Raw genomic sequence first — 22615 nt, forward strand, 5'->3', positions numbered from 1 at the left:
AGCTCGGTGCCGCCGCCCCGGCCGGCGCAGGCCGGCCCCCCGCCGACACCGGTCCGGCTGGCCGCGGTCGCCTGGGCGGCCGGGGCGCTGGCCGGGCTGGTCGCCCTCGTGGTGACGGCGCGCGACCTGGACGCCTCACGGGCCCGGCTGGCCGCCGTCGCCGCCGAGCAGGACCCGGAGGCGACCGCGGCGGTGCTCCGCTCGGGCGTGGCGACCACGCTGCTGCTGCCGGTGGGGACCGTGCTCGTCGCGCTCCTGGCCGGCACCGCCTGCCTCGCCCTGCTGCTGCGCCGCCGCGCCTGGTCCCGGTGGGTGCTCGGGGTGCTCTCCGGCGTCGCCGGCGCCTCCGCCGTCGTGGCCGCCGACGTCGTCCGGGGTGGACCGCCACTGGACGAGGTCGGCTTCCTGGCCTGCGCGACGGCGATGGTCGCGGTGCTGGTTGCCGTCGTCCTCCGGTCCGTCGGGCGGTGGCTGGACGTCGGCCGCTGAGCCCGCGGACAGCCGGCCCAGGACGGCGGCACACAGCTCGGGCAGGCCGCTGCGGCGGGCCAGCTCGGCACCCAGCCCGGCGACGTCGCCCACTCCCTCCCGGACCAGGCTGGCCCCCAGCCGGACGCCGACGACCCCCAGCCGTCCCACGAGCTCCCGCCCGTCGGTGCCCGGCTGCCCGGCCAGTCGGGCCCCGAGCGCGCCGGGCCGCAGCAGCAGCTCCTCCACCTCTCCCGGGCCGGCCGCGGCGAGCAGCCGCAGCGCCACCAGGTCGTCGGGGACCAGGGTCGCCGGTGCGGCGGCCAACAGCCCCGCGACGGGGACGACGACCACCGGGGTGCCCGCGAGTGCCGGGTGCTGCGCCCAGCGGTGCGCCACCCGCGCCGCGGCCACCATCGCCCCGGCCCGGCCGCCGGCCGTCTCGTCGGCCCGGGAGAGCACCAGCACCGGCGCGGTCGCCGCCAGCGCCGCCGCGTCCAGCCGGCGGGCGAGGTGCACGCGCAGCCCGGCGTCGGGGGCCTGGGGCACGGCGGGCAGCGCGTGCGCCAGCGCGCCGGCCAGCGTGCGGCGCCCGCTCGCCGGGGCCCCGGTGACCAGCACCCCCGCGCTCACGCGACGCCCCGCACGACACCGGTCGGCCCGCCGCCCGCCGGGAGCGCGGCGACCGCACGTTCCAGGGTGGCGACCTGCTCGAGCCGGCGGCGCAGCGCGCGGACCTCGCGGTCCCGGTCGGCCGTCTGCCGCCGGTTCGCCTCCTGGGCGGTGCGCAGCTCCAGGGTCGCCGCCCGCTGCAGGGCGTCCACGTGCCCGGCGACGACGTCGCGCAGGGTCCGCTGCACCGCCCGCAGCTCGTCGCGCAGGTGCTTGCCGACCTGGAACCCGACCTCGTCCAGGTGCCGGCGGACCACGCCCTTGGCCTCGCCCCGCCGGCGGGTCAGCCGCTGGGCCGCGTCGTCCCGGTAGGCCTTGCCGCCGATGAGCAACCCGGCCCCGACCGACACCGGGTTGACCAGCGGCAGCCCGGCCAGGCTGGTGACCAGCCCGATCATCAGGATCCCGCTGTAGCTGCCGCGCATGCCGACGAGCACCTTCTGCAGCGCGGTGAGCCGGCCGCGGTCCACCACCGCGACGTCCGCCAGGCCCGCCAGCAGTCCACGCGCGTCACCGACCCGGGCCCCGGGGGCGGCGCCGACCTCGGTGCCGGCGACGTCGCGCAGGTCGGCCTCGACCAGGGCCAGCACCTCCCCGGTCAGCCAGTCGACCCGGTCGGCGGCCCACCGCGCGTTGACGGTGACCGCCTCGGCCACCCGGGCGTGCAGCCAGCCGTCGACCGCCGGCCACATGGCACCCGGGTCGTGGGCGTCCAGCGCCTCGTCGGCGTCCCGGGTGACCGCCCGCAACCGGTCCCGCAGGTCGTGCTCCAGGTCGGCGACCAGGTCGGTCGTGCCGTCCCCCAGCACCTGCTGCCAGCGCGAGGCCTGCCGGCGCAGCCGGTCCACCCGGTCCCGGACGTCGTCCAGGCCCAGGGCGGCCACCGCCACGGCCGCCGGGTCCTGCAGCTCCGCCAGCCGGGCGGCGCCGTGCGCCCGCAACACCGCGGCGGCCGCGACCAGGGCGGCCCGGGTCGGCCCGGCCGCTCCCCCCGGGACCGCCGACAGCGCCGGGGGGACGGCGGCGACCAGGTCCGGCACCCCGGACTCGGCCAGCAGCCCGGGCTCGGCCCGGCGCACCGCCTCGTCGGCCAGCCGGGCACACACCCCGCGCACCGGACCGTCGACGCCCAGCCGGGCCAGCTCGGCGCGCAGCCCGCGGACCCGGTCGGACCAGGCGGGGTGCAGGTCGATCCGGCTGAGCACCGGGTGCACCGGCACGTCGGCGTCCACGGCGGCGCGGACGACGTCGGCCACCTCGGGCAGCAGGGGGGCACCCGCATCCAGCACCAGCCAGACGACGTCGGCGCCCGAGACCGCGGCCCGCGCGCGGGACCCCTCGGGGTCGCCCGGCCCGCCCACGCCGGGTGTGTCCACCAGCTCCAGGGTGTCCAGCACCCGGCGGGGCAGCTGGACCTCGACGGACACCCGCCCGGGCGCCGCGTGGTCGGCCACCGCGGCGGGCAGCCCGCGCACCGGCAGCTGTCGTCGCAGCGGCTCGCCGTCGCCGGCCGGTGTCTCCACCAGCTCGGCGCACACGACCGGGCCGCCGCGCACCACCCACGGCACGGTCGTGCCGCCGTCGTCGCCGACCGGGCACACCGGGGCGCCGACGACGGCGTCCACCAGGCTGCTGGTGCCCTCGCCGGGAGCGCCGACGAGCACCACCCGGCGGACGTCGGAGGTCAGCCGCCGGCGGGCGCGGGCCAGCGCGGCGACGACGTCGGGGACGTCGGCCGCCGCCGCGGCAGCCGCGAGCCGGTCCAGGACCTCGAGCGTGGAGATGGGGTCCCTCCTGGGGGGAGCCGGCCGTGGGCCCCGGTCGGCGTCCGACCGGGGCCCACGGGTGTGCGGGTGGAGCGGGGTGCGGCGGGGCCCGGGCGGGCTCCGCCGCGACCGGTCAGACGGTGGCGTCCTCGGAGACCGAGTTGTCGCTGTTGTCGGAGAAGTCGTTGCCGTCGAAGGACTCGTCCACCGAGTTGTCGGAGAAGTCGTTGCCGCCGAACGAGTCGTTGACCGAGTTGTCGGAGTTGTCCGAGGAGTCCACCGAGTTGTCGCTGGCGTCGGTCCACACCGAGTTGTCCGAGGAGTCCACGGAGTTGTCGCTGCTGTCAGAGTTGTCGACGACGGAGTTGTCGCTGTTGTCGGAGGAGTCGACCGAGTTGTCGCTGTTGTCGACCGAGTTGTCGGAGTTGTCGCTGTTGTCCGACGAGTCCACGGAGTTGTCGCTGTTGTCGACCGAGTTGTCGGAGTTGTCGCTGTTGTCCGACGAGTCGACCGAGTTGTCGCTGTTGTCGACCGAGTTGTCGGAGTTGTCGCTGTTGTCCGAGGAGTCGACCGAGTTGTCGCTGTTGTCGGAGTTGTCGACGACCGAGTTGTCGCTGTTGTCCGAGGAGTCCACGGAGTTGTCGCTGTTGTCCGAGTTGTCGCTGTTGTCGGACAGGTCGTTGCCGTTGAAGGAGTCCCGGACCGTCGTGGAGGAGTCCACCGAGTTGTCGCTGTTGTCGGAGTTGTCGACGACCGAGTTGTCGCTGTTGTCGGAGGCGTCGACCGAGCTGTCGTTGCCCGACGCGATGTCGCCGACGGTCACCGTGGTGACGCTGTTGTCCGAGGAGTCCCGGCCGTCGCGGGTCGAGGACCCGGCGCCGACGGCGTTGCTGTCGCCGATCACGTTGCTGGTGCCGATGACCTGGTAGGCGTCGCCCTCGGCCCACACGTCGTGCGAGTAGTCGTTGTGCACGCTGGCATCGGTGTAGCTGTAGGTCGCCTGCAGGACCTGCAGCTGCTCGACGGCCGACGTCGGCTCGGCGCCGGTGGCGGTCGCGGTGGCGGCCGGGGCGGCGGTGGCGGCCGCGTGGTCGGCGGTCCGGCCGGCGGCCGAGTGGACCGGGGCGGCCCCGGCGGCGGCCAGCGCGGGCACGTGCTCGGCGACGGCCGGCTCGAGGGCGGCCACGTCGGCGGCGTCGACGTCGGACAGGCCGGCGTCGGCCAGCGCCCGGTCGGGGTCCTCGGCGAAGGCGCGGGCCGCGGCCGGGTCGCGCAGGAGGTCGAGGATGAAGGTCAGCAGCGAGCTGGCGATGTCGGACACGTCGGGGAGCTCCTCGGGTCGTCGTGGCGGGGGGTGGCCCCGCTCTCCCGGCCACTGTCCGTCGCACCCTCACGGAGGGTCACCCGGTCCGGTCCCCCTCTCCCGGCGCCACCGGAGGGGGATCGTGCGGGGACGCCCCACCGCTGCCGGGCCCGTGGGCCCGAGGCTTCACCGGGCGGCTCCCGGCCGTTCACCCGGAGACGCCGACGTGGACGGCAGCCCCTCCTACCGTCCACCTCGCGGACCACCGTGGCCCGCCCGGACGAGGAGGTCGGCCACCCGTGCGTGCGTTGAGCCTGGCCACCACCACGGCCCGGCCCTTCGTCGCCGGGGACGAGGCCGGGCAGCTGCTGGCCGACGCCGCCGCCGACCGGCTCCCCCGGGTGGTCGTCGTCAGCGGCGCCGGAGGCACCGGGAAGAGCTGGTTGCTGGGCCGGGTCGCCGAGGCCCTGCGGGCCCGTGGCCAGGTCGTCGTCGGGCCCGGGGAGGAGCCCCGACCGGCCCGGACGGCCCGGACGGCCCGGACGCCGTTGACCGTCCTGCTCGACGACGCGCACCGGCTCACCACCGACGACGCTGCGTCGCTGCGCCGTCAGCTGCGCCGGCCGGCCGGCCGGGTGCTGCTGGCGGCCCGCCCGGCACCGTCGGCACCGGCCTGGTGGGACCTGCTGGCCGACCTGCCCCGGGACCGGGCGGTGGTGCACCGCACCCACCTGGACGAGGCGGACGTCGCCCGCTGGGTGCACCACTCCGGCCCCGACGACGTCGACCCGGCCGCCCTCGCGGCGCGGACCGGCGGGCTGCCGGTGCTCGTGGGCGCCTCGCTGGGCCGCAGCCCGGCCGGCGACCGGGCGGTCCGGGCCTGGGCCGCGGCGGAGCTGGCGACGCTGCCCCGGCCCGCCACCGCCGTGCTGGCCCTGGTCGGCGACGGGGTGCCCTGGGAGGAGGACCTGCTCGCCGAGGTGCTCGCCACCCCGCTGGGCGACGTCGTCGCTGCCTGCTGGGCCTCCGGGTTGGTCCGCCCCGACGGCACGCTCCTCCCGGTCGCCCTGACCACCGTGGCGGCCACGCTGCCCGCCGCCCGGACCCACGGCTGGCGGCGGCGGGCACTGTCCCTGCTGCACGAGCAGGGGCGTGTCCCGCCGGCCCTGGCCCGGGCGGTGGCCGCCCGGGGGGCGGATCCGTCTGCCGCTGCCGCGCTGGCCGACCTGGCGCGGGCGCGGGTGCAGGTCGATCCCGGCGCGGCATCGGACCTGCTGGACGAGGCCGTGGCCGCAGGTGCCCCGGCGTCGTCGCTGGCAGGTCTCCGCGCCCGGGCCGCCGCCGGCGACGGGCGGGTGGACCTCGCGCTCGCCGCGGTCCGGGAACACCCCGACGGCCAGCTCGCCGCGACCCTGCTGGCGGCGGCCGGCGAGCACCGGGCCGCGGCCCGCGCCGTCCCGGGCAGCGGCGCGGCGGCCCTCCTCGGGGCTCTCACGGGACGCACCGGGGACGTCGGGCCCGACCCGGACGACACGCAGGCGAGGACGGCGGCCGCACTGCTGGCCACGACCTGCCCGATGGCCGGCGACGACGTCACCGAGCAGGCCCTGACCTCCCTCACCCGGGCCCAGGCGCTGGCACCGGGCGGCCCCGCGGCGCTGCTGGTGGACAGCCCGGCCGCGGTGGGCGCCGTCCTGGCGCTGCACACCGGCGACCCGGGGACGGCGCGACAGCTGCTCACCCGGGCACTCGCCACGGCCACCGGCGGCCCGCTGCTGACCGCCCGGCACCGGCTGCTGCTGGGGTGGTCGGCGCTGCGGTCCGACGACCCGGCCACCGCGCACGACCACCTCCGTGCCGTCGAGCCGGGACCCGGCCGGCGACTCACCGCACGGGACGAGCTGTGGGCCGCCGCCCTGTCCCTGGTGCTGCGCCTGCGCACCGCCCAGGAGTCGTCCGCCGAGGGCTGGGAGCGGGTCCGGGACGCCGTCCGGGCGCACCCGGTCGACCTGCTCGGCCTGCCGGTGCTGGCCGAGCTGCAGGTGGCCACGGCGACGTCGGCGGAGGTCCACGACGGGGCCGCGACGGCGGTGCGGGTGGCCGTCGCCGAGGGCTCGGCGTTGCTGGCCGGGCTGGGCGACCCGGCACCCTGGTCCGCGGGCTGGCACTGGGCGGCCGTCCGGGCCGCCTCCACGGGCGCGGCAGCCGGCGAGGCGTCGGCGGGGCTGGACCGGGCCGGTCGGCACGGCTCCCGGGCCCGGGAGCTGGCCGCGCTGGGCCGGGTGTGGGCCGACGTGCTGACCGGCACCGCGGAGCCGGCCACGGTGACCGCCTCGGTGTCCCGCCTGGTGCGGCTGGGGCTGACCGCCGAGTCCCGGGACCTGGCCGGCCGGGCCGCCCTCCGCACCGGACCGGGGCGGGACCGCACCGAGCTGCTCCGGCGCGCCCGGGAGGCCGCCCCGGCACCCGGCGCCCGGCTCAGCGGCCGGGAGGTGGAGGTCGCCCGCCTGCTGCTGGCCGGCCGCACGCACGCCCAGATCGGCGCCCGGCTCTTCCTGTCCCCCCGCACCGTCGAGCACCACGTCGCCCGGATGCGCCGGCGGCTGGGCGCCGGCGGCCGCGCGGACCTGCTCGACCGGCTGAGCCGGGAGCTCGACGCCGGTCCGTGAGGCCGGAGGGCGGAGGGCCGGCCGGCTCAGGCCGCCGTCGTCCCGGCCCCGCGGAGCGCGAGCGTGCGCAGCACCAGGGCCGCCGGGTCGGGGTGGTGCACCCGGGTCCGGGGCCGGCGCGCGGCGCCGGCGAGCGCGGCGGCGAGCTCCGTCCGGGTGCGGGCCCACGGCGCCAGCCCTGCGTCGTGCAGCACCGCGGCGTTGATCCGGCCGTGACCGGGCACCGGGCGGTGCGTGACCACCGGCAGCCCCGCGACCAGGGCCTCGGTGCAGGACATCCCGCCGGCGTTGTGCACCAGCACGTCGGCGACCGCCATCAGGTCCGGGACGTCGTCCCGCCACCCCAGGGCGACCGCCCCCGGCACCCGGGCCACCCGGTCGAGGAGTCCCGGGTTCCGGCCGCACAGCACCACCGGGGTGGCACCGACGGCGAGCAGGTCGACCACCGTGGGGACCGGGTCGCCCAGACCCAGCGACCCGGCCACCACCAGCGCGAGCGGGCGGCCGGGGCCGGCGTCCAGGCCGAGCGCCGTCCGCAACCGGCGCTGCCGCTCAGGGGGCACCGGCCGGTCGAACCGGGGCGACACCAGCGGCCCGGCCACCGTCATCGGGGCGCCGTAGGCGGTCCGCCCGTGCTCCGCGGTCGCGGCCGACACCGTCAGGTGCGCCGCGACGGCCGGGTGCAGCCAGCTGCGGTGCACCGCGGGGTCGGTCAGGTAGGTCAGCACCGGTGCCGCGAGCCGCCCGGTGGCCCGCAACCCGCCCAGCGTCTGGGAGGCGACCGGGTAGGTCGACACGACCAGGGCCGGCCGCAGGTCCGCACACCACGCGGCGACCCCGGCGGACGCCGACGTGGCGACCCGCTGGACGGCGCCCCACAGCAGGCCCTCGTGCTCCAGCCTGCGGACCAGCAGCTCGAACGCGGCCGGGGCCCGGTCGACGCAGGGCCCGTACCCGCTGCCCAGCAGGCGACGGGCCGGACCGGGCAGCACCGTCAGCAGGTCGCGGACCCACACCGGCACACCGGCCGCCCGCAGGCGTACGGCCAGCTCGGCCGCAGCGGCGTCGTGCCCGGCGCCCACGCCGGCCGACACGACCAGCACGCCGGCCCGGCCACCTCCCCCGGTGGGCCTCCGGACCGGCCGTCCCGCCTGCCACGCCAGGTGCATGCCCGTCCCCTCGGTCGCCGACCCCGCACGCCCCGACCCTCCGCGCCGCCGGGGACCGGCCGGGGCTCCCGCCACGACCGCACGACGAACTCGGGGTGTACGACCGCGGATGCCCGCGGCGGCCCATCGGGCCCGCGGGCGGCGCACCGGGTCGACACACCGGTCGCCGCCTGCTGTTGACCCGGACCTCACCCCGACGACACCGGGCCCGGGGACGCTCGGTGGCACCCCAGCCGAGGAGCCCGCCGTGCAGGACAGCACCGCCCGCGCCGTCGCCTACATCGCCGGCCGGCTGACCACCGGCCGCCCGGCGTCCTCGGTGCTCGACCACCGGTCCGCCCACCGCGCCGCCTTCTCCGGCGACGTCACCGCGCAGCGGGTCTTCGTGCACGACACCGACGAGGACGTGCTGGTCACCGGCCAGGCCGGCACCGACGCCACCTGGTGGCTGCTGCACCAGGGCACGATGCGCTTCCTCACCCTGCAGCTGGCCCACCCCGGGTCGTGGACCGGGTTCGACTACGCCAGTCACCGCGCCTTCGACCTGGACGCCGACACCGGCGGCACCGTCCGACTGCGCGACCGGACCGACGGGGTGTGGCGCACCTACCAGCTCTGAGGGGCCGGCGGTCACCCCTCGTCCACCCGCCGTCCACCCGGGCGCGGCAACCTGCCCCCGTGACACCTCTCGGCACCCCGCCCGGCGCCCCCCGCTACGTCGCCGACCCCGAGCACGCCGACCGGATGAGCGACTTCACCGGCTGGCAGCTCGCCCCCCTCCCCAACGAGCACTCCGACGAGGACTGGGACGACGACCGCGAGCTGCTGGACCCCAGCGGCGACCGGGTGGAGACCTGGCGGGAGGACTACCCCTACGCCGAGCGGCTCGCGCGTCGCGAGTACGAGATCGAGAAGCGCCGGCTGCAGATCGAGCTGCTCAAGCTGCAGGGCTGGGTGAAGGAGACCGGGCAGCGCCTGGTGCTGGTCTTCGAGGGCCGGGACGCCGCGGGCAAGGGCGGCACCATCAAGCGCTTCACCGAGCACCTCAACCCCCGCGGCGCCCGGGTCGTGGCCCTGGACAAGCCCACCGAGCGCGAGCGCAGCCAGTGGTACTTCCAGCGTTACGTGGCACACCTGCCCGCGGCCGGGGAGATCGTGCTGTTCGACCGGTCCTGGTACAACCGCGGCGGCGTCGAGCGGGTGATGGGCTACTGCACCGACGAGGAGTACGAGCTGTTCTGCGCGCAGGCACCGGGCTTCGAGCAGATGCTCGTCGACAGCGGCGTCCGGCTGGTCAAGCTGTGGTTCTCGGTGTCCCGCGGCGAGCAGCGGACCCGCTTCGTCGTCCGGCAGATCGACCCGGTCCGCCAGTGGAAGCTGTCCCCCACCGACCTGGCCTCGCTGGACCGCTGGGAGGACTACACCGCGGCCAAGGAGGCGGTCTTCGCCGCCACCGACACCGACCACGCCCCCTGGACCGTGGTCCGCAGCAACGACAAGAAGCGGGCCCGGCTGGAGGCCATGCGGCACGTGCTGTCCACGCTGCCCTACGAGGGCCGCGACGAGTCCGTCGTCGGCCGGCCGGACCCGCTGATCGTGGTGTCGGCCGCCGACGTGCTCGAGGACGACGCCCGCCCCGCCTGAGCACGGGCCGCCGCCGCCGCCTCCTCACGTACGGCCGGTACCGTCCCGGCCATGGGGGGTCTGGTGCGCGCGGTCACCGTGCTGGTGGGGACGGCGGTCCTGGGTCTGCTGCCCACCGCTGCCTCGGCTGCGCCGCTGCCCGTGCCCGGTCTGCCCGCCGTGCCGGCGGTGCCCGCAGCGCCGGCCGCCGACCTGGGCTTCGACGTCTCCCACCCGCAGTGCGACACCCCGCTGCCCACGGGCGCCGACTTCGGCGTCGTCGGTGTCAACGGCGGCGTGGCGACGACGGTCAACCCGTGCCTGGTCGATCAGCTGCGCTGGGCCGACTCCACCACGGGTGACGTGCCCGGCCAGCCGGCGCTGCAGGTCTACGTGAACACCGCGAACCCCGGGCACCTGCAGGAGGAGATCAGCACCTGGCCGCGCAGCGGGGACTCCCCCTACGGCCCCTGCACCGGCGCGAACGACACCGCGTGCTCCTGGGTCTACGGCCAGATCCGCGCGTCGGTGGACATCCACGGGTTCCTGCTGCCGGCCGCCCGCGCCGCCGGTGTCGACGTCGTCCCCGCCGAGCTGGTCTGGTGGCTGGACGTGGAGACGATGAACACCTGGCAGTCCGGCTCGGCTGCCGCGCTGGCCGCCAACCGCGCGGCGCTGGAGGGCATGCACGACTACCTGGCCACCACCGGCGCCCGGGTCGGTCTCTACTCGACCAGCCAGCAGTGGCAGCAGATCGTCGGCCTGGTCCCGCCGGGCAGCTCGCTGTACGAGCTGGACAGCTGGCTGGCCGGGGCGCTGTCCCGGTCCGAGGCCCAGCTGCACTGCGCCGACGCACCGCTGGTCGCCGGCGGGTCGGTGGTGCTCAGCCAGTACGTCGTCGAGCGCGACGGGCGGCCGCTGGACCACGACCTGCCCTGCTGACCCGGCGCCCCCACGAGGGAGCGCCGGGCCGACGGCTCAGCCCAGCAGGCCCTTCTCGACCCGGGCACCGATGCCGGGGTCGATGGCGCGCCAGTACTCCACGATCCGCGGCTTCATCTCCGCCGACACCGAGGGGTCACCGGCGTGGCCGAGGATGTTGGCGACCAGGTGCTCCCGGTCGGTCTCGCTCATCACCTCGCGGATCAGGATGCCGGGCTGGGTGGTGTCGTCGTCCTCGGCGTGCAGCGTCGCCGCGGCGCGCTGCATGTCACCGGACACGTGCCAGCCGGGCTCGGCCACCGACGGGTCGGCCACCGGGCCGCCCATCGTGCTGGGGGCGTAGACCGGGTCGCCCGGGTTGCTGAAGCGCATCGCGCCGTCCCGGTTGTAGCTGTTCACCGGGGACAGCGGCGCGTTCACCGGCAGCTGCAGGTAGTTGGTGCCGATCCGGTAGCGGTGCGCGTCCGGGTAGCTGAACAGCCGCCCCAGCAGCATCTTGTCCGGCGAGTAGCCGATCCCGGGCACCAGGTTCGAGGGCTCGAACGCGGCCTGCTCGATCTGGGCGAAGTGGTTCTCCGGGTTGCGGTCCAGGGTCATCCGACCCACCTCGACCAGCGGGTACTCCTGCTGCGAGATCGTCTTGGTGACGTCGAAGGGGTTCACCCGGTGGTCCGCGGCGTCCTCGAAGGGCATGACCTGGACGGAGAACGTCCAGGACGGGTGGTCGCCGGTCTCGATGGCCTCGCGCAGGTCGCGGCGGTGGAAGTCGCCGTCCTCGCCGGCCATCGCACCCGCCTCGTCGTCGGTGAAGTTCACGACGCCCTGGTCGGTCTTGAAGTGGTACTTCACCCAGTGCTTGTCACCCGCGGCGTTCTCCCACAGGAACGTGTGGCTGGAGTACCCGTTCATGTTCCGCCAGGTCCTCGGCGTCCCGCGGTCGCTCATCAGGATCGTCACCTGGTGGCTGGACTCCGGGGACAGCGTCCAGAAGTCCCACTGCATGCCGTTGTCGCGCAGGCCGTTGTCGGCCCGGCGCTTCTGGGAGTGGATGAAGTCCTGGAACTTGGACGGGTCGCGCACGAAGAAGACCGGGGTGTTGTTCCCGACCATGTCGTAGTTGCCCTGCTCGGTGTAGAACTTCAGCGAGAAGCCGCGGGGGTCCCGGGCGGTGTCGGGGAAGCCCTGCTCACCGGCCACGGTGGAGAACCGGGCCAGCATCGGGGTGACCTTGCCCGGCTGCAGGAAGTCCGCCTTGGTCAGGTGGCTGACGTCGGCGGTCACCCGGAAGGTGCCGAACGCGCCGCCGCCCTTGGCGTGCACCACGCGCTCCGGGACGCGCTCCCGGTTGAACTGGGCCATCTTCTGGATGAGGTAGTGGTCCGAGAGCAGGATCGGGCCGTCCGCGCCGGCGGTGAGCGAGTGCTCGTCGCTGGCTGCGGGGATCCCGGCGTCGTCGGTGGTCACCCGGGTCTGGGGGGTTGCCGTCATGTCTCCTGGGGTGCCCCACCGGAGGGGGTCCGAACCGAGCCACCCGGCGTGGCGCGGCATGATCGCCGTCATGAGCGGTGACGTGCGGTTCGGCCTGGTCGGCTACGGCTTCGGCGGGAGGTGGTTCCACGCCCCGCTGCTGGCGGCGGCACCCGGCGTCGACTTCCTCGGGGTGGTGACGACGTCGCCGGACCGGCAGGCGCAGGTCGCCGCCGAGCACCCGGGTGCCGCGACGTTCGCCTCCCTGCAGGCACTGGTCGACGCGGGCGCCGAGGCGGTGGCGATCTCCACGCCGGCCGACACGCACAGCCCGCTGACCGACCAGGCGCTGGAGCTGGGGCTGGCCGTGGTCTGCGACAAGCCGTTCGCCCTGGACGCCCCGGCCGCGCTGGCCTCGGTGGAGCTGGCCGAGCGCGTGGGCCTGCCGCTGTCGCCGTACCAGAACCGCCGCTGGGACTCCGACTTCCTGACCGTGCAGCGGCTGGTCGCCGACGGCACCCTCGGCGAGGTCACGTCGCTGGAGTCCCGCTTCGAGCGGCTGGCCCCGCAGGACGGCCCGGGCGCGGCCGGCGGCGGGACGCTGCGCGACTTCGGCAGCCACCTCGTCGACCAGGCCCTCGTGCTGCTGGGCCCGGTCGCCACGGTGTCGGCGCACTGGTCGCTGCGCGACTCGGGTCTGGACGACGACGTGCTCGTCGTCCTGCAGCACACCGCCGGCGGCCGCTCCGTGCTGGGCGGCAGCTGGCGGCAGGGCGCACCGGGCCCGCGCTTCCGGGTCACCGGCACCACGGGCAGCTACCTGGTCGACGGCATCGACGGCCAGGAGGACCACCTGGTCGCCGGCCGCTCCCCCGCCGACCTCGGCGACCGGTGGGGCGTGGAGCCCGAGTCGGCGTGGGGCCGGGTGCACCGCGGCGGCCCCGACGGCGAGCCGGTGCCGCCCGAGCGCGGCCGCTGGGACACCTTCTACCCGGCGTTCGCCGCGGCGGTCCAGGGCACCGGACCGGTGCCGGTGCCCGCGCGGGACGCCGTGGCCACCGCGACCGTGCTGGACGCCGCCCGGCGCAGCGCCACCGAGGGCACCGTGGTGTCGCTGTGAGCCTCACCGCCGTCGACCGGGCGCACCTGGCCCGCTGCGTGGAGCTCGCCGAGGAGGCCCTGGAGGCCGGCGACGAGCCCTTCGGTTCCCTGCTCGTGGCCGCGGACGGCACCGTGCTCGCCGAGGACCGCAACCGGATCGCCGGCGGCGACGCCACCCGGCACCCGGAGTTCGAGCTGGCCCGCTGGGCCGCTGAGCACGTGGACCCGGCCGACCGGCCCTCGGCCACGGTCTACACCTCCGGCGAGCACTGCCCGATGTGCTCCGCGGCGCACGCCTGGGTGGGTCTGGGCCGGATCGTCTACGCCAGCTCCTCGGCCCAGCTCGCGCAGTGGCTCACCGAGCTCGGCGTCCCGGCCGGCCCGGTCGCCACCCTGCCGGTCACCACCGTCGCGCCGGGCATCCCGGTCGACGGCCCGGACGAGGAGCTCTCGGCCCGGGTGCGCGAGCTGCACGTCCGCCTGCACTCCTCCTGAGCACGCGCAACGCCCTCCCCGGCTGACCGGGGAGGGCGTCGTGCGTGGGCCGTGTCCCAGCTCAGAGGGGCTCGACCTGGTCGGCCTGCGGGCCGCGCTCGGCCGGGGTGGCGGTGAACTGCACCCGCTGCCCCTCCTCCAGGTCGCGGAACCCGCCCCGGTCGGCGATCGCGGAGAAGTGCACGAACACGTCGTCGCTGCCGTCGTCGGGGGCGATGAACCCGAACCCCTTCTCGCCGTGGAACCACTTCACCGTGCCCTGCTGACCGCCCTCGATCGGGGGCAGGTCGGTGCGCGGCTCGCGCGGGGCGCGCTGCTGGCGGCCGGCGCCACGGGAGGGGTCCCGACGGGCCTCGCGGCGGGCCGGGTCGTGCCGCGGCGGCGGGCCGGCGCCGTCCAGCGGCCGGACGACGTCGGCCTGCGGGCCGCGGTCGCCCGAGGAGGCGGCGAACTCCACGCGCTGGCCCTCGGCCAGGTCGCCGTAGCCGCCGTCGTCCTCGATGACGGAGAAGTGCACGAACACGTCGCGGCTGCCGTCGTCGGGCTCGACGAACCCGAAGCCCTTGTCGGCGTTGAAGAACCGGACGGTGCCCTGCTGCATGCCCGAGCCGGAGGGACGGCCCCGACCCTGGTCACGCCCCTGGTCGCGGCCCTGGCTGCCACCGCGGGCGCCGCCGGCGCCACCGCCGAGGGGCTGGACGTAGGTGGCCTGCAGGCCGCGGTCGCCCTGGGCGGCCTCGAACTCGACCCGCTGGCCCTCCTCCAGGCTGCGGTAGCCGCCGTCGTCGGCGATCGCGGAGAAGTGCACGAACACGTCGTCGCCGCCGTCGTCGGGCTGCAGGAAGCCGAAGCCCTTGTCGCCGTTGAAGAACCGCACGGTGGCCTGCGGCAGACCGGAGCCCTGCGCGCCGGCCTGGCTCCCGCCGCCGTGGCCGCCACGGTCGTCGTACCCGCCACCGCCACCGCCGCCGCCGGAGAGCGGCTCGACGTGGGTGGCCTGCACCCCGCGGTCGCCCTGCGCGGCCTCGAAGAGCACCCGCTGGCCCTCCTCCAGGCTGCGGTAGCCGCCGTCGTCGGCGATCGCGGAGAAGTGCACGAAGACGTCGTCGCCGCCGTCGTCGGGGGTGATGAAGCCGAACCCCTTCTCGGAGTTGAAGAACTGCACGGTGCCCTCGGCACCGCCACCGGAGGCGCGCGGCGCACGGGCCGGCTCGCGGCGCGGGGCCTCGCGACGGGGCGCGCGCTCCTCGCGGCGATCGTCCCGGCGGTCGTCCCGGCGGGGCTCGCGGGACTGCGAGCGGTCGACCTGGACCGGCGGGCCGCCCAGCAGGTGGACGCGGTCGGCCTGCAGGCCGCGCTGGCCGGGGCTGGCGGTGTAGTCGACCCGGGCGCCCTCGTCCAGGCTGCGGAAGCCGCCGGTCTCCTCGATCGCGGAGAAGTGCACGAAGACGTCCTCACCGCCGTCGTCGGGTCCGATGAAGCCGAACCCCTTCTCGGCGTTGAACCACTTCACGAAGCCCTGCGGCATGCCCTGCTCCTGCACTCACTCGACGTCCATCCGGTTCCTGCGGGGTCCAGCCTCCCACCTGGTCGGGTGCGCCGGGGCGCCCGCCCACCCGGGCGGGGGACTCAGTCCTCGGGGGCGTGCACGGGACGGGGCGCCAGCACCAGGCACATCGCCCCGATCGCGGCCAGCAGCCACAGGCTGACGAACCGGTAGACGACGACCGCGGGCACCGCCTGGGCGGCGGGCAGCCCGGCCGCGACGAGCGCGGAGGCCATCGCGGCCTCGACGACGCCGATGCCGCCGGGGGTCAGCCGGGTCGAGGACACCAGCGCACCGGCCGCCCAGGCGAGCACGACGCCCTGCCAGGGCAGCCCGGCGCCGACGGCCAGCACCGACAGGCCCAGGCAGACCGCGTCGAGCACCCAGTTCGCCAGGGCGAGGCCACCGGCGGTCGCCGCGTTGCGGAAGCCGGGACGGATCGCCCCCAGCGAGGTGAGGACGCCGTCCACGGCCGGTCCAACGACGGCCGGGCGCAGCACCGACCACCAGCGGGCGAACGGCGCGACCGCGCCCTGCAGCAGCTTGACCACCAGGTGCTTGGCCTCGGGGCTGCGGGTGACCGCCAGCAGCGTGAGGACCGGCACGACGGCGGCGACCGAGGCCAGCGACGCGACGGCGGCGCCGACGGTGGAGCCGGTGGCCGCGGAGCTGACCGCCACGACGGCGGCCAGGCTGACGGTGGAGCAGACCCCGGACACGGCCAGCGTCCAGCTGACCAGCACCGGGTTGTTGCCCAGGTCGCGCATCCGCCGGTAGGTGTAGGCGACGCTGGCCGCGGAGCCGGCCAGCGGCAGCCCGACGGCGATCGCGTTGCCGCCGTAGACGGTGACGGTGAGGTTCCCGGTGGGCGCGTGGCCGCCGCCCGAGCGCAGCAGCAGCCGCTGCTGGGACACCAGGCACTGCATCGAGACCAGCTGGACGACCGCGGCCAGCAGCGCCCAGCGCCACTCGGCCCCCGCCAGGGTCTCCAGCCAGCCCAGGATCGACTGCCGGAACACCACGACGGCCACGACCGTGCCCAGGGCCAGGACGCCGGTGAGCACCGGCCGCCACCAGCGGGCCACCGCGGAGGCCCGGACCGCGGCGATCGGGCCCGACCCGGGTCCCGGTGCGGGCGCCGGTGTCGGCGCCGGTGCAGGGCCGCCCGGCCGTCCGGTGGCCCCGGGGGCGGGCACGCCGTCTCCCGCTCCCGTCCGGTGCTGGGGGTCGGTCATCAGCGGAGACGGTAGCGACCCCGGCTGGTGGAGGGGACCACCGCTCACCCGGACGAGCGTGCCGCTCGCCACCGGTGACCGGGAGGGCACACTGCCGCCCGTGGCCGACGGCGGGCAGGACGAGGAACACCCGGAGGAGCACCCCGAGGAGCACTACGCGCCGAGCCCGGTGCCGTGGGTGGCCGAGGAGGTCGCCCAGCTGGAGGCCACCGGGAAGGCGTTCGGCGGGCGCGCCGTGGTCCTGCTCACCCACCGCGGGGTGAAGACCGGCCTGGTGCGCAAGACCCCGCTGATGCGCGTGGAGCTGCGCGGGGTCTACGCGGCGGTCGCCTCGACCCGCGGCGGACCGGACCACCCGCACTGGTACGCCAACGTGCTGGCCTCCCCCGACGTGCAGCTGCGCGACGGTGACCTGCGGCTGGACCTGCGGGCCCGCGAGGTGACCGGTACCGAGCGGTCCCGCTGGTGGTCCCTGGCGTGCGGCACCTTCCCCTCCTACGTGGAGTACCAGCGGCGCACGCGGAGGCGGATCCCGGTGCTGCTGCTGGAGCCCCGCCCCGCCCCCGACCCGCTCGCGCCGACGGAGCCCTGACCAGGAGTGTCGGTGGGGGGCCGTAGCGTCTCCCCCATGAGCCGTACGCACCCCGAGCTGAAGACCCCGCCGGCACTGGCCGAGGGAGGCCTCCGGATCGTGGCGCTGGGCGGGCTCGGCGAGATCGGCCGGAACATGACCGTCTTCGAGTTCGGCGGCAAGCTGCTGATCGTCGACTGCGGCGTCCTGTTCCCCGAGGAGCACCAGCCCGGCGTCGACGTGATCCTCCCCGACTTCACCTCCATCCGGGACCGGATGGACGACGTCCTGGCGGTCGTGCTGACGCACGGGCACGAGGACCACATCGGTGGCGTGCCCTACCTGCTGCGGGAGCGCCGCGACATCCCGCTGGTCGGCTCCAAGCTGACCCTGGCCTTCATCAAGGCCAAGCTCGAGGAGCACCGGATCAAGCCGGTCACCCGCGAGGTCGCCGAGGGCGACACGCTGGACTTCGGGCCCTTCGAGACCGAGTTCCTCGCGGTCAACCACTCCATCCCCGACGCGCTGGCCGTGGCCATCCGCACCGAGGCCGGCCTGGTGCTGCACACCGGTGACTTCAAGATGGACCAGTTCCCGCTGGACCGCCGGATCACCGACCTGCGCGGGTTCGCCCGGCTCGGCGAGGAGGGCGTCGACCTCTTCCTCACCGACTCCACCAACGCCGAGGTCCCCGGGTTCACCCTGTCCGAGGGCGACCTGGTCCCGGCCATCGAGACCGTGTTCCGGACCGCCCCCAAGCGGGTCATCGTCTCCAGCTTCGCCAGCCACGTGCACCGCATCCAGCAGGTGCTCAACGCCGCGCACGCGCACGGCCGCAAGGTCGCCTTCGTGGGCCGCTCGATGGTGCGCAACATGGGCATCGCCCGTGACCTGGGCTACCTGGACATCCCCAAGGGCCTGGTCGTGGACCTCAAGCAGATGGACAAGCTGCCCGCCGACCAGGTCTGCGTCATCTGCACCGGGTCCCAGGGCGAGCCGATGGCGGCGCTGTCGAGGATGGCCAACCGCGACCACGTCATCCGCATCTCCGAGGGCGACACCGTGCTGCTGGCCAGCTCGCTCATCCCCGGCAACGAGAACGCGATCTACCGGATCATCAACGAGCTGACCCGCTGGGGCGCCAACGTCGTGCACAAGGGCAACGCCAAGGTGCACGTCTCCGGTCACGCCAGCGCCGGTGAGCTCGTCTACTGCTACAACATCGTCAAGCCGCGCAACGTCATGCCGGTGCACGGCGAGTGGCGCCACCTCAAGGCCAACGGCGAGCTGGCGATCAAGACCGGCGTGCACCCCCGCGGTGTCGTGCTCGCCGAGGACGGCCAGGTCGTCGACCTCGTCGACGGCCGGGTCCGGGTCACCGGCAAGGTCAGCGCCGGCAACGTCTACGTCGACGGCGCGACCGTGGGCGGGGCGACCGAGGCCTCGCTGAAGGACCGCCGCAACCTGGCCGAGGAGGGCGTGATCACCGTCGTGGCGATCGTCGACGCCGACACCGGCCTGCTCGCCGAGACCCCGGACTTCCTGGCCCGCGGCTTCGTGCACGACGAGGGCACGTTCGACTCGGTCGTGCCACTGATCGAGAAGGCGCTGGCCAAGGCCGCCGAGGAGGGCGTGGGCGGTGCGCTCCAGCTCGAGCAGCTGATCACCCGCGCCGTCGCCAGCTGGGCCAACCGCAACGGCCGCCGCAGCCCGATGATCATCCCGGTGGTCATCGACGCCTGACCGGCGCACCGCACGGACGCGAGACGGCCGGCACCCCGCGGGGTGCCGGCCGTCTCGTCTCACGTCGGGGGCGCGTACCAGCCGGCGAGCAGCTGCTGGCGCACGACGGGCGGCAACGCCCCCCAGCGCAGCAGGGCGGCCCGGGCCGGGAGCTGGCTGGCCGCGGCGAGGCGGCCCAGCTCGCGCACCCGGTGCGGCGGCGGTCCCCCACTGGCACGGCCACCGGCGGGACGGAGCAGGACGACGGGACCGCAGAGGGAGGCCGCCAGGGTGTCGTACGCCGCCGTGATCGCGGCCTGGTGCGCGGGGTCGGACCAGTGCGGGCATCGCCCGGCGGTCACGACGGAGGCTGCTGGAGCGCTCATGCCCCCCACATCGGCAGTGCACAGTCAGATCGTGACCAGCCTGTGACCGGACTCGGCTACACCGCTCCCCCGGCCGCCGGACCCGGCACCGAACCGTCGACCGGGCGGTGAACGAACCCGGACCCGGCGCCGTAGTCCCCACGGGGACCACCGACGGGAGGGGACGACGTGGCACGGCTGGGCAGCACGCGCCTCGGCAGCGCACGGCACGCGGCGCGTCCGCGCGACCCGGTCGAGTCCTTCGACGCCCGCGAGGCCTACGCCGCGCACGGGCCCGAGCTGTACCGCTTCGCCCTGCGCCAGCTCGGTGACGGCGGGGCCGCCCAGGACGTCGTCCAGGAGGTCTTCCTGCGGGCCTGGCGCGCGGCGGACTCCTTCGACCCGCAGCTGGCCAGCCTGCGCACCTGGTTGTTCGCGATCGCCCGCAACGTGGTGGTCGACGAGGCCCGCCGGTTCGCCGTCCGGCCGTGGCAGCGGGACCTGGTCTCCGACGCCGGGGCCGACGAGCCGGTCGACGGGCGGGTGGACGAGCAGCTGGTCGATGCCTGGGTGGTCGAGGAGGCGCTGCGCCGGGTGAGCCCGGAGCACCGCGCGGCGATCGTCGAGACGCACCTGCGCGGGCGCCCGTACGACGAGGTGGCGGGCGAGCTGGGCATCCCGGTGGGCACACTGCGCAGCCGGGTCTTCTACGGGCTCAAGGCACTGCGGCTGGCGATGGAGGAGATGGGGGTGGAACCGTGACCGGCGCACCGAGGGAGCACCGCGAGCTGCGCGAGCAGCTGGGCGGGTACGCACTGGGGCACGGGGCGCCCGGCGAGCGCGCCGCGGTCACCGCGCACCTGGACGGTTGCGCCGGGTGCCGGGCCGAGCTGGCCGCGATCGCCCCGCTGCGCGACCGGCTGGCCGGGGTGGACCCCGACCGGCTGTCCGAGCTGCCTGCTCCCCCGCCGGGCCTGCGCGAGGCGGTGCTGTCCCGGCTGGCCGCCGAGGAGTCCCGCTCCGGCGTCGCCCGGCGCCCGCACCGGTGGCGCACCGCCGTCGCCGCGGCGGGCGTCGCCGCGGCGGGCGTGGGCGTGGGCTGGGTGGCCCGGCCGGTGCCCGATCCGCCGCCGCTGGAGGCGGTCGCCGTCGAGGTGGCCGACCTGGACGTGCAGGCCACCGCGGACGTCGTCCCGCACACCTGGGGCATGGAGGTGCAGCTGCACGGCGAGGGCTTCACCGCCGGTGAGGTGTTCCGGGTGCAGGTGACCGAGACCGACGGCCGGGTGGTCCCCGCCGGGGAGTTCCTCGGGATCGGCCCGGGGCAGCTGGACTGCAACCTGAACAGCTCGGTGCTCCGGGAGGACGCCGCCGGGTTCACCGTGCTCGACAGCTCCGGTGCCGTGGTGCTCACCTCCGATCTCTGAGCGGTGCGGTGAACGCGCGGGCAGCGCGGCCCGTACCCCCGGGGGACAGCGACCACCGAGCACTGGAGCCCGACGATGTCCCGATCGACCACCCGCACCGCCCTCCTGCGCACCGCCGTCGTCACCGGCGCGGCCGGCGCCCTGGCCCTCACCGCCGTCGGCCCGGCCGCCGCCGAGACCGAGGTGCCGACCCCCTCGACGTTCACCAGCGCCTTCACCGCGATGGCCACCCCCGACATGGTCGTCAACGCCGACGGTGTCGCCACCCCCGGTGAGCCGGGCGCCTCGGGCACCTTCACCTACCGGATCAACTCCGACACCGAGGTGATCTGCTACGACATCTCCCTCACCGGCGTCACCCCGCCGTACCAGTCGCCGGCCAAGACCGCGACGCACATCCACGAGGGCGACGCCGGGCAGGCCGGCCCGCCGCGGATCGCCCTCCCGAACCCCGAGGACGACGGCAGCGGCACGCTGACCAGCTCGGGCTGCCTGCAGGGGCCCTTCACCACCGGGGTCGTCGCCAACGGCGCGGACACCGGCGCGGGCTTCACCCTGGACCAGATCGAGGCCGACCCGTCGGCGTTCTTCACCGACTCGCACACCGCGGCGTTCACCTCCGGCGCGGTCCGCGGCCAGCTGACCGAGATCCCGGTCGGCGGCGTCGAGACCGGTGCCGGTGGCACCGCTGCGGCCACGGCCGGCACGTCGGGCACCACCGTGGGCGTCGTCGGCGGCACGGCGCTGCTGGCCGCGGCCGGCGCGGTCGCGCTGCGTCGCCGGACCGTCCGGCAGTGACCGCCCGCGGGCGCCGTCCCCACCTGCGCGCGGTCGCGCTGCTGACCGGCGCCGTGCTGGCGCTGGCCGGCTGCGGCGCGGGGACGGCGCCCGCGGCGGCACCACCCACCCCGCCGGCCGGCACGTCCGGTCCGGCGGCCACCACCGGACCGACGCCCTCCCCCGCGCCGGCCCCTCCGACGTCCGCGCTGGACCCGGCGTCGGCGCCCGAACCGGCCGCGCTGCGGATCCCCGCCCTGGACGTCGACCGGGAGCTGATCGACCTGGGCGTCGCGGCCGACGGCACCGCCGAGGTGCCGGTCGACTTCGACGACGCCGGCTGGTTCACCCCGGGCGGGCGGCCCGGCGCCCGCGGCCCGACGGTGGTGATGGGCCACGTCGACTCCACCGAGGGACCCGCGGTGTTCTACGCACTGCGCGACCTGGTGCCCGGCGACGTCGTCGAGCTGACCGTCGCCGACGGCACGGTCGCCGTCTACGAGGTCAGCGGCACCGAGCAGGTCGCCAAGGACGAGTTCCCCACCGCGGCGGTGTTCGGCGCGACCACGGCCGACGTGCTGCGGCTGATCACCTGCACCGGCGCGTTCGACCAGGGCGCCCGCAGCTACACCGACAACCTCGTCGTCACGGCGGTCCGGACCGGCTGACCCGGCGCTACGGTGCCCCCACCCGTCCAGGAGGCCGCCGTGTTCCTGACCGACCCACCCCCGAGCGCGGCAGCCGACGCGCTCTACGCCGAGGACGTCGCCGACCACGGCCACGTGATGGCCCTGAGCCGGGTCTGGGCCCACCGGCCCGAGCTGCAGACCGGACTCGTCGACCTGCTGGCCGCCGCCGGCGCCGGGCTGACGCTGCGCCAGCGCGGGCTGCTGGTGACCGCCGCCGCAGCGGCCCGGGAGGACGGGTACTGCGCCCTGGCCTGGGGCACCCGGCTGGCCGCCGCCGCCGGGGACGACGTCGCGGTGGCCGCCCTCACCGCCGAGGACGCCGCGCTCGGCGCGGACGACCGGGCACTGGTCCGCTTCGCCCGGCAGGCCGCCCGGGACCCCAACGGCACGACCGCCGCCGACGTCCAGGCCCTGCGGGAGGCCGGCCTCGACGAGGCCGCGGTGCTCTCGCTGACGGTCTTCGTGGCGCTGCGGATCGCCTTCGCCACGGTGAACGGGGCGCTGGGCGCCGCACCGGACCCGGAGCTGGCGGCCGCCGCGCCGGCCGCGGTGCGGGACGCCGTCCGGTTCGGCCGCCCGGCCGGTGGCTGACCCCGTGTGGTTGGGTC

21 protein-coding genes are annotated in these 22615 nt (G+C 76.2%); 13 read left to right on the forward strand and 8 right to left on the reverse strand.

All coding sequences use genetic code 11. From position 1 onward, the window contains the following. Positions 1-135: 135 nt before the first annotated feature. The 3 genes from AC0IVP_RS13100 to AC0IVP_RS13110 form a co-directional block, all read right to left on the reverse strand. Positions 136-1101 carry a hypothetical protein gene (locus AC0IVP_RS13100; protein ID WP_471757044.1) on the reverse strand — a complete coding sequence of 322 codons (966 nt, stop codon included), beginning with the start codon at positions 1099-1101 and terminating at the stop codon, positions 136-138. Further along, complete coding sequence (locus AC0IVP_RS13105; RefSeq protein WP_471757046.1) at positions 1098-2807, reverse strand: dynamin family protein; 1710 nt, start codon at positions 2805-2807, stop codon at positions 1098-1100. Before AC0IVP_RS13105 ends, AC0IVP_RS13100 begins: the two co-directional genes overlap by 4 nt. 232 nt (positions 2808-3039) lie before the next feature. Next, positions 3040-4227 (reverse strand): IniB N-terminal domain-containing protein, encoded by a 1188-nt coding sequence (locus AC0IVP_RS13110; RefSeq protein WP_471757048.1) that lies wholly within the window; start codon positions 4225-4227, stop codon positions 3040-3042. Positions 4228-4508: 281 nt separating this feature from the next. On the opposite strand from AC0IVP_RS13110, the gene AC0IVP_RS13115 reads away from it, so the two are divergent. Further along, positions 4509-6878, forward strand: coding sequence for a LuxR C-terminal-related transcriptional regulator (locus AC0IVP_RS13115; protein ID WP_471757050.1), 2370 nt, complete (start codon positions 4509-4511; stop codon positions 6876-6878). Positions 6879-6904: 26 nt separating this feature from the next. Here AC0IVP_RS13115 and AC0IVP_RS13120 read toward each other — a convergent pair whose 3' ends face one another. Then, positions 6905-7981 carry an MGDG synthase family glycosyltransferase gene (locus AC0IVP_RS13120; protein WP_471757052.1) on the reverse strand — a complete coding sequence of 359 codons (1077 nt, stop codon included), beginning with the start codon at positions 7979-7981 and terminating at the stop codon, positions 6905-6907. A gap of 313 nt (positions 7982-8294) precedes the next feature. On the opposite strand from AC0IVP_RS13120, the gene AC0IVP_RS13125 reads away from it, so the two are divergent. The 3 genes from AC0IVP_RS13125 to AC0IVP_RS13135 are packed head-to-tail and all read left to right on the forward strand — an operon-like array spanning position 8295 to position 10612. Continuing rightward, positions 8295-8666, forward strand: coding sequence for a hypothetical protein (locus tag AC0IVP_RS13125; protein WP_471757054.1), 372 nt, complete (start codon positions 8295-8297; stop codon positions 8664-8666). A gap of 59 nt (positions 8667-8725) precedes the next feature. Further along, positions 8726-9691 (forward strand): polyphosphate kinase 2, encoded by a 966-nt coding sequence (ppk2, locus tag AC0IVP_RS13130; RefSeq protein WP_471757056.1) that lies wholly within the window; start codon positions 8726-8728, stop codon positions 9689-9691. 51 nt (positions 9692-9742) lie between these two features. Next, a complete protein-coding gene (locus AC0IVP_RS13135) occupies positions 9743-10612 on the forward strand; it encodes a hypothetical protein (RefSeq protein ID WP_082556593.1) in 870 nt (289 codons plus the stop codon). Between the two features lie 36 nt (positions 10613-10648). Here the strand turns inward: AC0IVP_RS13135 and AC0IVP_RS13140 are convergent, their stop codons facing one another. Beyond that, positions 10649-12100, reverse strand: a complete 1452-nt coding sequence (locus AC0IVP_RS13140; protein ID WP_056290950.1) for a catalase — start codon at positions 12098-12100, stop codon at positions 10649-10651. A gap of 70 nt (positions 12101-12170) precedes the next feature. On the opposite strand from AC0IVP_RS13140, the gene AC0IVP_RS13145 reads away from it, so the two are divergent. After that, on the forward strand, positions 12171-13199 hold the full coding sequence (locus tag AC0IVP_RS13145) for a Gfo/Idh/MocA family protein (RefSeq protein ID WP_471757058.1): 1029 nt from the start codon (positions 12171-12173) through the stop codon (positions 13197-13199). Then, a complete protein-coding gene (locus AC0IVP_RS13150; RefSeq protein ID WP_471757060.1) occupies positions 13196-13675 on the forward strand; it encodes a nucleoside deaminase in 480 nt (159 codons plus the stop codon). The genes AC0IVP_RS13145 and AC0IVP_RS13150 overlap by 4 nt, the downstream gene beginning before the upstream one ends. Positions 13676-13736: 61 nt before the next feature. Here AC0IVP_RS13150 and AC0IVP_RS13155 read toward each other — a convergent pair whose 3' ends face one another. Together AC0IVP_RS13155 and AC0IVP_RS13160 are read right to left on the reverse strand one after the other, a co-directional pair. Further along, the gene (locus AC0IVP_RS13155) at positions 13737-15203 is read right to left on the reverse strand and encodes a cold-shock protein (protein ID WP_471757062.1); all 1467 of its coding nucleotides are present in this window, start codon (positions 15201-15203) and stop codon (positions 13737-13739) included. 101 nt (positions 15204-15304) lie between these two features. Further along, positions 15305-16456, reverse strand: coding sequence for a lysylphosphatidylglycerol synthase transmembrane domain-containing protein (locus AC0IVP_RS13160; protein WP_082556594.1), 1152 nt, complete (start codon positions 16454-16456; stop codon positions 15305-15307). Positions 16457-16514: 58 nt separating this feature from the next. On the opposite strand from AC0IVP_RS13160, the gene AC0IVP_RS13165 reads away from it, so the two are divergent. Together AC0IVP_RS13165 and AC0IVP_RS13170 are read left to right on the forward strand one after the other, a co-directional pair. Then, the gene (locus AC0IVP_RS13165) at positions 16515-17048 is read left to right on the forward strand and encodes a nitroreductase/quinone reductase family protein (RefSeq protein WP_471757064.1); all 534 of its coding nucleotides are present in this window, start codon (positions 16515-16517) and stop codon (positions 17046-17048) included. A gap of 36 nt (positions 17049-17084) precedes the next feature. Then, complete coding sequence (locus tag AC0IVP_RS13170; RefSeq protein ID WP_471757066.1) at positions 17085-18770, forward strand: ribonuclease J; 1686 nt, start codon at positions 17085-17087, stop codon at positions 18768-18770. Between the two features lie 59 nt (positions 18771-18829). Here AC0IVP_RS13170 and AC0IVP_RS13175 read toward each other — a convergent pair whose 3' ends face one another. Continuing rightward, complete coding sequence (locus AC0IVP_RS13175; protein ID WP_157519050.1) at positions 18830-19135, reverse strand: hypothetical protein; 306 nt, start codon at positions 19133-19135, stop codon at positions 18830-18832. A gap of 168 nt (positions 19136-19303) precedes the next feature. Here AC0IVP_RS13175 and AC0IVP_RS13180 point away from each other — a divergent pair, with 168 nt between their 5' ends. The 5 genes from AC0IVP_RS13180 (at position 19304) to AC0IVP_RS13200 (ending at position 22598) form a co-directional block, all read left to right on the forward strand. Beyond that, positions 19304-19876, forward strand: coding sequence for a sigma-70 family RNA polymerase sigma factor (locus AC0IVP_RS13180; RefSeq protein WP_235564506.1), 573 nt, complete (start codon positions 19304-19306; stop codon positions 19874-19876). Then, the gene (locus AC0IVP_RS13185; protein WP_471757068.1) at positions 19873-20541 is read left to right on the forward strand and encodes an anti-sigma factor family protein; all 669 of its coding nucleotides are present in this window, start codon (positions 19873-19875) and stop codon (positions 20539-20541) included. Before AC0IVP_RS13180 ends, AC0IVP_RS13185 begins: the two co-directional genes overlap by 4 nt. Positions 20542-20616: 75 nt before the next feature. Next, on the forward strand, positions 20617-21339 hold the full coding sequence (locus AC0IVP_RS13190) for a CHRD domain-containing protein (protein ID WP_471757070.1): 723 nt from the start codon (positions 20617-20619) through the stop codon (positions 21337-21339). After that, positions 21336-21986 carry a class F sortase gene (locus AC0IVP_RS13195; protein WP_471757072.1) on the forward strand — a complete coding sequence of 217 codons (651 nt, stop codon included), beginning with the start codon at positions 21336-21338 and terminating at the stop codon, positions 21984-21986. The genes AC0IVP_RS13190 and AC0IVP_RS13195 overlap by 4 nt, the downstream gene beginning before the upstream one ends. A 39-nt stretch (positions 21987-22025) precedes the next feature. Further along, positions 22026-22598 carry a carboxymuconolactone decarboxylase family protein gene (locus AC0IVP_RS13200; RefSeq protein ID WP_471757074.1) on the forward strand — a complete coding sequence of 191 codons (573 nt, stop codon included), beginning with the start codon at positions 22026-22028 and terminating at the stop codon, positions 22596-22598. The last annotated feature ends 17 nt before the right edge of the window (positions 22599-22615 follow it).

This window comes from Klenkia sp. AC732, from assembly GCF_979256525.1.